The 11,876-nt window shown below is 35.4% G+C and carries 8 protein-coding genes; 6 read left to right on the forward strand and 2 right to left on the reverse strand.

Translation table 11 applies throughout. The features are described from left to right. Window positions 1-8 precede the first annotated feature (8 nt). Complete coding sequence (locus AC4PRO_RS06085; protein WP_492116696.1) at window positions 9-2,072, reverse strand: M13 family metallopeptidase; 2,064 nt, start codon at window positions 2,070-2,072, stop codon at window positions 9-11. Window positions 2,073-2,257: 185 nt separating this feature from the next. Next, window positions 2,258-4,321, reverse strand: coding sequence for a M13 family metallopeptidase (locus AC4PRO_RS06090; protein ID WP_492116697.1), 2,064 nt, complete (start codon window positions 4,319-4,321; stop codon window positions 2,258-2,260). A gap of 136 nt (window positions 4,322-4,457) precedes the next feature. On the opposite strand from AC4PRO_RS06090, the gene AC4PRO_RS06095 reads away from it, so the two are divergent. The 6 genes from AC4PRO_RS06095 to AC4PRO_RS06120 all read left to right on the forward strand — a co-directional run bounded on the left by AC4PRO_RS06095 (window position 4,458) and on the right by AC4PRO_RS06120 (window position 11,856). Continuing rightward, window positions 4,458-5,123 carry an SCO family protein gene (locus tag AC4PRO_RS06095; protein WP_074720101.1) on the forward strand — a complete coding sequence of 222 codons (666 nt, stop codon included), beginning with the start codon at window positions 4,458-4,460 and terminating at the stop codon, window positions 5,121-5,123. A 159-nt stretch (window positions 5,124-5,282) separates the two neighbouring features. After that, window positions 5,283-5,522 (forward strand): FeoA family protein, encoded by a 240-nt coding sequence (locus AC4PRO_RS06100; RefSeq protein ID WP_074720103.1) that lies wholly within the window; start codon window positions 5,283-5,285, stop codon window positions 5,520-5,522. Beyond that, window positions 5,522-7,621 (forward strand): ferrous iron transport protein B, encoded by a 2,100-nt coding sequence (gene feoB / locus AC4PRO_RS06105; RefSeq protein WP_492116698.1) that lies wholly within the window; start codon window positions 5,522-5,524, stop codon window positions 7,619-7,621. The genes AC4PRO_RS06100 and feoB overlap by 1 nt, the downstream gene beginning before the upstream one ends. Window positions 7,622-7,627: 6 nt before the next feature. Beyond that, a complete protein-coding gene (locus AC4PRO_RS06110) occupies window positions 7,628-7,753 on the forward strand; it encodes a FeoB-associated Cys-rich membrane protein (protein ID WP_139174179.1) in 126 nt (41 codons plus the stop codon). 643 nt (window positions 7,754-8,396) lie between these two features. Further along, window positions 8,397-11,078 carry a TonB-dependent receptor gene (locus AC4PRO_RS06115; RefSeq protein WP_492116699.1) on the forward strand — a complete coding sequence of 894 codons (2,682 nt, stop codon included), beginning with the start codon at window positions 8,397-8,399 and terminating at the stop codon, window positions 11,076-11,078. Window positions 11,079-11,334: 256 nt separating this feature from the next. Continuing rightward, window positions 11,335-11,856, forward strand: coding sequence for a YfiR family protein (locus AC4PRO_RS06120; RefSeq protein ID WP_074720109.1), 522 nt, complete (start codon window positions 11,335-11,337; stop codon window positions 11,854-11,856). Window positions 11,857-11,876 lie beyond the last annotated feature (20 nt).

The following is an 11,876-nucleotide window of genomic DNA, read 5'->3' on the forward strand; positions in this document are numbered from 1 at the left end:
CGACCTATTTACCAGATTTTAACTCTTTTTTCTGGAGCGATGTACATACCGTCATTTGCTTGAATATCGAAGGCCTGATAAAAGGTGTCTACATTTTGCAAAGGCACATACGCACGGTACATCCCTGGAGAATGCGGATCTGTTTTTACCTGATTTTTAATTGCTTCATCACGTGCTTTAGATCTCCAGATTGTAGCCCATGACAAAAAGAAACGTTGCTCTGGCGTATAGCCATCAATCAAGCCGGGGTTTCCATTTTCTTTTAAATACAATTGCAAACCATCATAAGCTGCGTTTATACCCCCTAAATCACCAATATTTTCTCCAAGGGTAAATTTACCATCAACAAAAGTTCCTGGTAATGGCTCAAGCGCACTGTACTGATTAGCCAAAGCTGTAGTTAAGGCCGAAAATTGTTTAGAGTCTTCTGCAGTCCACCAGTCCACTAAATTCCCATCGGCATTGTATCGTGATCCTGAATCATCAAATCCATGAGAAATTTCATGACCGATTACTCCTCCTATTCCACCGTAGTTTACCGCTTCATCCGCTTGGTAATTGTAAAATGGTGGTTGCAAAATCGCTGCAGGAAATACAATTTCATTATACGACGGGTTGTAGTATGCATTCACTGTTTGTGGAGACATTCCCCATCTGGTTTTATCAACTGGTTTAGTTAAGTCGGATAAATCTTCCTCAAAACTCCATTTAGCCATGTTTTTTGCATTGTCAAAATAAGTCCCTCCTTCTTCCGGGCTCTTAATTAATAAAGCTGAATAATCTTTCCATTTGTCAGGATATCCAATTTTAATTTTTGACTTATGTAATTTTTCAACTGCGCTTACTTTGGTTTCCGGAGCCATCCAAGCTAGATTATTGATTCGGTTTTCAAAAGCGACAAAGATGTTTTTTATCATTTTCTCCGCTTTTGCTTTGGCCTCAGCCGGAAACATTTTCTCTACATATAATTTACCTAAAGCTTCTCCAATTCTTCCATTGATTACTTGCAAGGCGCGTTCCTCTCTTGGTCTTTGTTTTACCGCGCCTGTTAATGCTTTTCCGTAAAACTCAAAATTGGCATCTTCAATTGTAGTTGATAACTGACTTGAAGCTCTGTTTAATAACGACCAACGCATATACGCTTTCCAGTCGTTCACTTTGTTTTCTTTCAAAATAGACTCAAAAGCAGTCATGTATTTAGGCTGCGAAACGATTAATGAATCCACGTTTTTCAATCCTATTTTTGTAAAGTAGCTATTCCAGTTGATCGACGGAGTTAATTTTTGCAAATCAGCCACCGTCATCGGGTTATACGATTTTCTTCTGTCCCTTCTTTCTACGCGGTCAAATCTAGGTTTTGACATTTCGATTTCAAGAGCTAAAATCTGTTCAGCATGTACTTTAGCTTCGGCTGGTTTTTCACCAAGGAACCCAAGCATTTTAGCCACGTGAAGCACGTATTTTTCTCTTTTTTCTTTTGAATCAGCATCTTCAGAAACATAATAATCACGATCTGGCAAACCTACTCCTCCAGGCCCCACACTGATTACATTTCTATTACTGTTTTTAGCATCGGCACCAATGTTAGCGCCAAAAAAACCAATCCCTCCGTAGGGTTCCATTTCGATTAATAAGTCTTCTAAATCCTTGGTGTTTTTAACCGCATCAATTTTTTTTAAGTACGGTTTCAATGGTGTAATCCCTAATTTATTACGCCCAAGAGTATCTAGAATCGTTTTGTACAAATTGATCGCCTTCCCTTGGTCCGTATCTGATTTGTATTTTGGATTTGTCGCTGCCTCTTTTAATATTGCCAACGCATCTGCGTCTGTCTTTTGTCTTAGCTCATCAAAACTTCCCCAACGCGTTCTGTCAGAAGGTATGTCTGTATTGTCTAACCAGGTTCCGTTTACATAACGGAAAAAGTTATTACTAGGTTTCACCGTCTTGTCCATATAATTGACATTAATCCCCGGTTCTTTTGCAGTTGCAGCTGTTTGTGCCTGTGTAACTGTAATTCCAAAAAGTGCAGGAATCACAAAAAGAAGCGACCTATTGCTGTTTTTTTTCATTTTTATAGTTGATTAGTTAATTTATGCTGTTTATTGCTATAATTAAATAGTAAATAAAATTATTCATAAATATATAAAAGTAATTTTCAACTGTCTAATTTTCAACAATTGTTAGCTTAAAATTTCAGAATTAAAAAAAATCCTAAGCTTGCACTTAGGATTTTTGAAACTACACTTTTATTAATTTACCAGATTTTCACTCGTTTCTCAGGTTCGATATACATACCGTCGCCTTTTTTAATATCAAATGCCTGATAAAAAGCATCAACATTTTGAGCCGGCACATACGCACGGTACATTCCCGGAGAATGTGGATCCGTTTTTACTTGGTTTTTAATTGCTTCATCGCGTGATTTGGTTCTCCAAACCGTGGTCCATGAAATGAAGAAACGCTGCTCAGGAGTAAATCCGTCTATGAGTCCCGGATTTTTATTTTCTTTCAAATACAATTGTAAACCATCATAAGCAGCATTTATACCTCCTAGGTCACCAATGTTTTCTCCAAGAGTAAATTTACCGTCTACATTAACTCCTGGAAGCGGTTCTAATGCGCTGTATTGATCTGCGAGTGCAGTTCCCATCGCCGTAAATCGCGTTAAATCTTGAGCCGTCCACCAGTCAATTAAGTTTCCTTCTGCATTATAACGTGCCCCTGAATCATCAAAACCATGAGAGATTTCATGACCAATTACAGCTCCTATTCCTCCATAATTAACGGCTTCATCAGCTTGGTAGTTGTAGAAAGGCGCTTGTAAAATCGCTGCTGGAAACACAATTTCATTATACGAAGGATTGTAATAGGCATTTACCGTTTGTGGAGACATATACCATTCTGTTTTATCAACGGCTTTATCCAACTTGTCAATATCTTTTTGGAAATTCCAACGCGAAATACTTTTCATGTTCTCAAAATAACTTCCACCAGTAGCAATACTTTTAATCTCTAATTGCGAATAATCTTTCCACTTGTCTGGGTATCCAATTTTGATGGTAATCTTATTCAATTTCTCAATCGCTTTCACTTTTGTCTCTGCAGACATCCAAGTTAAATTGCTGATGCGGTTTTGATACGCTAAAATGATGTTATGGATCATTTTCTCTGCTTTTTCTTTTGCTTCAGCAGGAAACATCTTTTCCACATACAATTTCCCTAAAGCCTCACCAATAGTTCCGTTAACTGTTTGCAATGCTCTTTCTTCACGAGCTCTTTGTTTGATTGCCCCAGTTAATGTCTTTCCATAAAAATCAAAATTAGCGGCATCAATGGTACTGCTTAACAAACTACTTGAACCATTTAATAAAGTCCATTTCATATATTCTTTCCATGCCGAAACTTTATTTTCAGTAAGAATCGTTTGCAACGCTTTCATGTATTTAGGCTGCGATACGACTACCGTATCTAACTTTGCAAAACCAATGCCAGTGAAATAGTCGCTCCAGTTAATTGCCGGCGTCATTTTCTGTAATTCGGCAATAGTCATCGGGTTGTACTGTAATCTTCCGTCTCTGCGTTCTACTCTGTCCAAACGTGGATTTGACATTTCGATCTCCAAAGCTAAAATCTGACTAGCACTTACTTTAGCCTGAGTAGGAGTTTCTCCAATAAACTGTAGCATTCTAGCAATATGTTGCTCGTACTTCTCTCTCTTTTCTTTGGTATCTTTTTCTTCTGAAGAATAATAATCTTTATCAGCCAAACCTAGTCTTCCAACTCCAAGATTTAAAGAGTTTTTAGCACTATTTTTATCATCGGCTCCAACTCCAACTCCAAAAAACCCAACTCCTCCAATAGGTTCCATTTCAATTAGCAACTTTTGCAAGTCCTGAATGTTTTTTACTTTGTCAATTTTTGCCAAATAGGGAGCTAACGGCTTAATGCCTTGTTTGTCTCTAGCAACAGTATCTAAAATCGAATTGAAAAGATTAATAGCTTTTCCTTGATCAGTCTCCGATTTATAAATTGGATTTTTTGATGCATCTTTCAAAATTGTCAATGCATCTTTATCGGTTTTTTTAAGTAATTCATTAAAACTTCCCCAAGAAGTTCTATCACTTGGAATTTCGGTTTTGTCAAGCCAAGTTCCATTTACGAACCTAAAAAAATTATCTGCGGGTTTTACCGTATTATCAAAGAACGAAACATTGATACCCGGTTCCTTACTTGAAGTAACAGTTTGAGCCTGAGTCTCTGCAAATCCTATTATTGTAGGAATCACTAAAAGAAGCCCCTTATTCAGTTTTATTTTCATTTTTACAATTAATTTGGTTAGTGTCACAAAGCTATTGATAAAAAATATACCAATTTCAAAACACTTGTTAAAATTACAATGGCATAAATTCGCGGTAAAAAGCGCACTTTTTTGTATTTTTGCAAAAATTATTTTTATGAAATCTATTTTTAAGAAATACCGAATATTTATTGGTGTTTTCATAATCTTCTCCACTATCACGCTCTACTTGTTTTACGTAGCCCTGAAACCTACTAAAACCCTGCCTATATACAATCCATCAGACGTTAATCCGGAACTTGTGGACAGTACCGTACAATATATTAGTAAATACCATACCATTGCTGATTTTTCTTTTGTCAACCAAAACGGAAAAACCATTACTCAAAAAGATTACGAAGGCAAGATATATGTAGCCGACTTTTTCTTTACGACTTGTGGTTCTATTTGCCCGAAAATGACCGCTAATTTATTTGAAGTCCAAAAAGCAATTATCAATAACCCAAAAGTAATGCTGCTTTCTCATACCGTATTTCCCGAAGTTGACAGCGTAGCTGTTCTAAAAGCATATGCCATTAAATATGGTGTTGACGATAAAAAATGGAATCTCGTTACTGGCGATAAAAAAGAGATTTATACCATGGCTAGAAAATCGTATCTGGCTGTCAAATTAGGAAAACCAAGCGAGCTATACGACATGGTACATACCGAAAACTTTGTGTTAGTAGATGCTAAAAAAAGAGTTCGTGGTTTTTATGATGGCACCAAAAAAGAAGACATCGAAAAATTAATAACCGACATTAATTTTTTAAGCAACGAGTAATCTGCCTAAACAAAACAAATGTTCACTATTTCGACACCAACCATTTAGTACTTTTTTTTACTCTTAATTTATTCAACAGACGTTATAAAAGTGATAATTATCATTTATTTTAGTATTATAATATGTACTTTTGCAATATTAATTCAATCTAAATAAGACTTGCGAACAACGATAAATTCACTCAAAAAAGGGGATAAAGCCATTATCAAGGATTTTGATATTGACATCATTCCATTAAAGCTACTCGAAATGGGCTGCTTGCCTGGAAATACGGTTGAATTGCTTCAAATCGCACCTTTTGGCGACCCTTTGTATTTAAACATTAATGGTTCCCATTTGGCTATTCGAGTGGAAACAGCCAAAGAGATTGAAGTTGAACTAATCAAAATCAAGTTTTAATGATCAATCAGAATATTAACATTGCCTTAATAGGCAACCCAAATACAGGAAAAACTTCGGTTTTTAATCAACTTACTGGTCTCAATCAACAAGTAGGGAATTATCCGGGAATCACTGTTGAGAAAAAAATAGGTTTTTGCAAATTACCTAATAATGTTAAAGGTAACATCTTGGATTTACCTGGAACTTACAGTCTGAATGCCAGTTCGATTGATGAAAATGTTGTTATTGAATTATTGCTGAATAAAAACGATAAATTATATCCAGATGTTGCCATCGTAGTTACAGATGTAGAAAATCTAAAACGTAATTTACTGTTATTCACCCAAATAAAAGATTTAGAAATCCCAACTATTTTAGTCATTAACATGGCTGATAGAATGGAATACAAAGGGATTACTTTAAACATACCCTATTTAGAAGAGCATCTAAAAACAAAAATTGCGCTGATCAGCTCCCGAAAAGGTTTTGGTATTGATGAATTAAAAAATTTGATCGTTACCTACAAAACTATTACAACCGAACCTTGCCTAAATGCTTCCAGTATAGACCCAGAATACTTCAATAGTCTTCGAAAAGCATTTCCTAATCAATTGTTATATAAATTGTGGCTGGTAATAACCCAAGACGTAAATTTCTTGAATTTAGAACGAAAAGAGATTCAAGGTTCTTTTACTAAATCGCATTCCGATTTAAAACGATTGCAGCAAAAAGAAACCATCAAGCGCTATCAATTTATCAATGATGTCTTAAAAGAAGGTTTAAAAATAGACGCAACAATTGCCAAAGATTTTCGTAGCAAACTCGATCGCGTATTGACTCATAAAGTTTGGGGATATGTAATTTTCTTCGTCATTTTATTTGTAATATTTCAGTCTATTTTCGAATGGTCTAAAGTCCCTATGGATTTTATAGACAGTACTTTTGCTTCGTTAAGCGCATTAGCCAATAGCGAGCTACCAGCCGGTGTTTTAACTAATTTGGTATCGCAGGGAATTATTCCAGGCATCGGAGGAATACTGATTTTTATTCCGCAAATCGCCTTCCTATTTCTATTTATTTCCATTTTAGAAGAAAGTGGTTATATGAGCAGAGTTGTATTCTTAATGGATAAAATTATGCGAAATTTTGGTTTATCAGGGAAAAGCGTAGTTCCATTAATTTCTGGAACGGCCTGTGCTATTCCGGCTATTATGGCCACCCGAAATATTGAAAACTGGAAAGAACGATTAATAACGATTCTGGTAACTCCATTTACAACCTGTTCTGCCAGATTACCCGTTTATGCTATTATTATAGGGCTGGTGATTCCCGACACTTATGTACTGGGAATTTTTAATCTTCAAGGATTAACATTGATGCTATTGTATCTTATTGGTTTCGGAACGGCTATTCTATCAGCTTACATTCTTAATATAGTCCTGAAAATAAAATGTAAAACTTTCTTTGTAGTAGAAATGCCAAACTATAAACTACCTATGTTTAAAAACGTAGCGCTTAATGTTGTTGAAAAAACAAAAGCATTCGTTTTTGGTGCTGGAAAAATAATTTTAGCAATATCAATCGTTCTGTGGTTTATGGCTTCATATGGCCCTGGGAAAAACTTCAAAAATGCCGAAGCAATTCAACTTTCAAAAACGGAAAACGTTGGCTTATCGCAAGATGAACTTAGTAATAAAGTGGCAGCATACAAACTAGAAAATTCTTATATCGGAATCATGGGAAAAAGTATTGAACCCGCCATTTCTCCTTTAGGATATGACTGGAAAATTGGGATTGCGATCATTAGCTCCTTTGCTGCGAGAGAGGTTTTCGTAGGTACATTGGCCACAATTTACAGTGTGGGAAGTACCGGAAATGATGACACGATTAAAAACAAAATGGCTGCAGAAGTCAATCCCGTAACTGGCAAGAAAATATTCAATTTTGCTTCAGGAATATCTTTACTGTTATTCTACGCTTTCGCGTTGCAATGTGCCAGTACAATCGCTATAACGAGAAAAGAAACCAATTCCTGGAAATGGCCTTTGGGACAACTTATTTTCATGAGTTCGTTTGCTTACATTGTAGCCTTAATTGCTTATCAAATTTTAAAATAAACCGATATGTTTCAAGAAATTTTTGCTTTCGTAGCACTCGGAGTTGCCGTTGTTTTTTTACTTAAAAAATTCTTCTTTAAAAAGAAAAAAACCGATAAAAGTTGCGGTAAAGACGATTGTGGATGCCACTAAAATTAAAAAAAATAAAGACTTAAAAACATTGGGGTTTAGAAAAGAGAACTTCTCATACAACTACCTGATTTCAATATCTCTAAACCCACAAATCCAAAGTAATTAAAGATTTATTCGTTTAAATTTTTATCAAAATTTTAATGTTATAATTTAGAACGATAAATTTTAAATAACTAAATTTACTTAGTAAAAAATACGAAACACATACTCGTTATCAGTCGTTTACAACTATTAAAAAAATAATTTTAAACGAATGCTTTATTAAGAAAAGTATTTGGCTAATAACTTAAATATGTTTTGGCTTCCCACCTACAAAAGCCAATGAAAGCGTAGCATCAGTATATATTGACAATCGAACTCTTAATTTGCGTTCTATTCATTACAAAATATAAGGTCTAAACATTACCCAAATCTATACGTCCCACTAGTATTAGTGCCAATCAATGTTGGCTGATAAAAAATCGTATTAAGTAATTTAAAAACTACCAAAATGGAAAACAAGATAACTATCCATCTGATTTCTTAATCACTCTTCCTTTCCTTCATTGTACTAAAGGCTGTCTTAATTGGTTAAATGGGTACTTCTTTCAATTAGTGTGTTGCACTTGATTTCAATTCGAACAAGAACCAATATAAACTTATTATGAAAAAGTTCACCTTGCTATTATTGCTACTAAATATCACATTTCTTTTTGCACAAAAAGAAATTTCAGGCTACGTTTTCGATAACGCTGGCACACCTTTGGCAGGCGTTAACGTAATACAAAAAGCAACAAGTAACAATGTTTCTACTGATATTAACGGAGCGTACCAGATTACTGTTGATGAAGGAGCTATTTTAGTTTTTAGCTATATTAGGTTTGCCAAACAAGAATTTGATACTAAAGAGTCTATATTAAACGTTTTTCTAACCGAAGAAGGCGGATCGGGAATCAATGAAGTGGTAGTTACCGGAACCAGAAGTGCCCCCAGAAGCAATACGACAGCGGCATTGCCAATTGATGTCATCTCTGCAAAAGAACTGACATCAACCGGACAAACTACTTTTGACAAAGCTTTGCAATACCGAATCCCTTCTTTTAATACGGCTCAAACACCTGTAAATGACGCTACTTCTTTACTTGATCCCTACGAAATCAGAAATATGGGTCCTAGCAGAACCCTAATTCTAATCAATGGTAAACGAAAAAACTTAAGTTCTCTACTCTATGTTCAAACCTCACCCGGAAGAGGTGAAACCGGTGCTGATCTATCAGCAATCCCATTAGATGCTATTGAGAGAGTAGAAATTTTACGGGATGGTGCATCGGCACAATATGGCTCTGATGCTATAGCGGGTGTAATAAATATTATTCTAAAAAAAAGAACTAATGATGGAGGAATAACATTTCGAACAGGAATAACGGCTGAAGGAGACGGTGAACAGATAGGCGTAAGTTTGAATAATGGCTCCGCAATTGGCAATAAAGGTTTTGTCAATTACACCCTAGATTTTTCGAAGGTGAACTTAGCTAATAGACCTGGTAAAGTAGATCACGAAGGAGAGTTTGCCGACAACGGCGGCACGATACAAGGCCTTAACACTTTAAACGATATCAACTCGTTTCTCACAAAATATCCAGATGCCAAAAACATAAACGGCGCTCCAGAAACAGCAACTGCAAAATTCTTAGTAAATGGCGGGATTAATCTGTCTGACGAAACACAGCTGTATTATAATGCTGCTTATGTGTACAAAAAAGTAAATTCCTTTGCTAACTACAGAACACCATACTGGAGCTATGGTAACGGAATAACTTCAAATAACCTCCCCTACTTATATGATTTCTTTGGTGATGGAACAGCAGTGTCGTACCAAGGGTATCATCCGACCTTTATAGGTGATATGAACGATTATAACGCCACCCTCGGATATAAGTCAGTAATAAATGGATGGAACACCGATGCGAGTATAACTGTTGGTGGTAATTCCCAAAATTACACCGTTAATAACTCTCATAATAGATCAACTACAAAAGACGCTAACGGAATTAATGTATATCAGGAGAAGAGCCCAATATTTTTTAAACCCGGCGGTGCTTCATTCAGCCATATTGTTGGTAACTTAGACATTTCCAAAGTTTTATCTGACAAAATAAGCATTGGTTTCGGTTCTGAAATCAGAACCGAAACTTTTGAAGTTATCGAAGGCGACAAAGCCTCTTGGGAAGGATTTGGTGCCGACTCTTTTTCCGGTAACAGACCCGAAGATTCAGGCAAATGGAATCGTTATAATTTGGGAGGATACTTCGACTTGGCCTATGATTTCAGTCCAAATTTTTTAGTAAACGGAACAATTCGTTATGAAGACTATAGTGATTTTGGGGCAGCGACGGTATGGAAATTAAGCTCAAGATATAAGTTTCTGGAGGACAAAATCAACATCCGAGGCTCCGTTTCCACTGGATTTAGAGCACCAACCATGCATCAAATTTACAGTCAAAAATCACAATACTCATTCGTTCCTGGGCAAGGGGTACAAATTAGCGGATTAGTTAATAATATTTCTGTACAGGCACGTGTTTTAGGCATCCCCAAACTAGATGCTGAAAAATCAACCAATATCACACTAGGCATAGGCGCAAAACCATACGAAAAATTCAATTTAACGCTAGATTATTATAACATCAAAGTGGAAGACCGCATCATCTTAGGAGATAAAGTGGGTACTTCATTTGGTTCCGTTTCTTGGTTTGAAAATTCCTTCGATTCCAGAACATCGGGTTTGGATATCGTCATGAACTACGGTGCCGTCGTTTTAGGAACTGGAGAAATGCAACTCAATTTGTCTGGGAACATCACATTAGAAAATAAAAGAATTTCTCCAGTTAAAAGCGATAATTTCGGAGCGACATTTAACGCTCTAATGTTTACATCAAGACCCGATACCAAATGGCTTTTAGGAATAAATTATAAAATTAAGAAATTTGACCTCTGCCTTAACAACACCTATTTTGGAAAAACGACATATAAACAAGCCGGTCTTGATTCAAATTTAAGAACGGAGTTCATTCCGAAAATTGTCACTGACTTAGGAGTTAATTACTTCGCAACAAACAAGTTAACAATCGGTATTAATGTAAACAATGTCCTTAATGTACTCCCAGAATGGAAGTTCAAGGCTGAAAACGCAACCGGAACTGCCATTCTCAATGATCCTGATTTACTAAAATCACAAAATAATTTAGTTACATTCAATGGCCGTTATTCACAAATGACGTATGAAGGATATCACTTTAGTCAACTGGGAACTTTATTTAATTTATCGCTCAACTATAAATTCTGATGCAATAATTTAGAATCTCATTTTAAAAGTAAAAAATGAATTAAATCTATCTCAAAATACTAATATTCAACATATTAAATGATTAAATTTACTTAGACTAAAAAGATATCTGAACTTTAAAACAGGACTTTATCGTTTTGTTTACTAACTATTAATCTTGAATCTATAAGTCTTCAAATACAAATCCGGAATATAATGAAAAACAGTATATAAACTATATCTACTATAATGCTCAAAATTTTTAAGAATAAAACATATGGCACTTAAAAGCAAGTTGTTACTATTTGGAATAATGCTAATACTATTGGGCACAAATCCTTTAGCTGCCCAACAGCTTACTGGAGGAAAGGATTATGACCTAAAAGCTGATTTCCTAATTCGTTTTGTCGATTACGTCTATTGGAAAAACTATCCTAAAAACAAGCCTTTTAAAATCGCTATTCTTGAAGAAAGCCCAATAAACGCATCCTTACATGTTGTTAAAAACAGAAAAAAAATTGAAGTCAGCCAATATAAAAATTTGAAGGACATTGGTTTTTGTAATATTTTATTTGTTCCCTTTGACTGCTCCATACCAATTGAAACTGTGCTTTCTAATTTTTCTGGCAAACCCGTACTTATAGTAACAGAACGCAACGGTTATGGGAAAAAAGGAGCGCATATGAACTTTGTCGTGGTGGAAAATAAATTAAAATTTGAAGTAAACCTTAAGGCAATAAACAAGGTCGGAATTGGAATAAGTTCCTTCTTGTTACAACATGCAATTATAGTAGAATAATTAATTTTTCCAGTGCAATA

Source organism: Flavobacterium sp. DW-iso2 (genome assembly GCF_058725285.1).

Coding starts and splice junctions, on each gene's coding strand:
- AC4PRO_RS06085 (WP_492116696.1), bottom strand. CDS start 2,072: ATGAAAAAAAACAGCAATAGGTCGCTTCTTTTTGTGATTCCTGCACTT.
- AC4PRO_RS06090 (WP_492116697.1), bottom strand. CDS start 4,321: ATGAAAATAAAACTGAATAAGGGGCTTCTTTTAGTGATTCCTACAATA.
- AC4PRO_RS06095 (WP_074720101.1), top strand. CDS start 4,458: ATGAAATCTATTTTTAAGAAATACCGAATATTTATTGGTGTTTTCATA.
- feoB (WP_492116698.1), top strand. CDS start 5,522: ATGATCAATCAGAATATTAACATTGCCTTAATAGGCAACCCAAATACA.
- AC4PRO_RS06110 (WP_139174179.1), top strand. CDS start 7,628: ATGTTTCAAGAAATTTTTGCTTTCGTAGCACTCGGAGTTGCCGTTGTT.
- AC4PRO_RS06115 (WP_492116699.1), top strand. CDS start 8,397: ATGAAAAAGTTCACCTTGCTATTATTGCTACTAAATATCACATTTCTT.
- AC4PRO_RS06120 (WP_074720109.1), top strand. CDS start 11,335: ATGGCACTTAAAAGCAAGTTGTTACTATTTGGAATAATGCTAATACTA.